The 410-nt window shown below is 54.9% G+C and carries 1 pseudogene; it reads left to right on the top strand.

The features are described from left to right. Nucleotides 1–275 precede the first annotated feature (275 nt). Nucleotides 276–410: pseudogene (locus KTH89_RS25305) on the top strand (IS30 family transposase); the annotation flags it as partial.

Raw genomic sequence — 410 nt, forward strand, 5'->3', positions numbered from 1 at the left:
GGATGCACGGCGGACTTCACGTCCGACGGGCAAGAGCCTCTGAACCGGGAACACGTCAGGTGTTCCTGGTGAATAGGCTCGGTTCCTGAATCCGGCTTTCCGATTTCACTTAGCGTATTCCAGCGCAAGCCCTCCGCGCTCCCAGGGAGATACAAAAGAACCCGGCCGCCCGGAGCATCCCCGGATACCGTTCACGGTTTCAAGTCCAAAGCAGCGGGCACACGAAGCCCCGTGAAAGAATGCTAAGTGAGTGTGACAACCCCCGTTCTCCGTAAAACCATGAATACATCCGGTATGTGATTCCCAAAGGCCAGAGTCTGGATAATTATAAGCAGAGAGACGCCTGCGTACTTATGAACCATATCAACAGTGAGGCCAGAGACAGCCTGAACGGTTGCACTCCATTCAGG

This window comes from Diplocloster agilis (assembly GCF_019042275.1).
In the GTDB taxonomy this organism is placed as follows: Bacteria; Bacillota; Clostridia; order Lachnospirales; family Lachnospiraceae; genus Diplocloster; species Diplocloster agilis.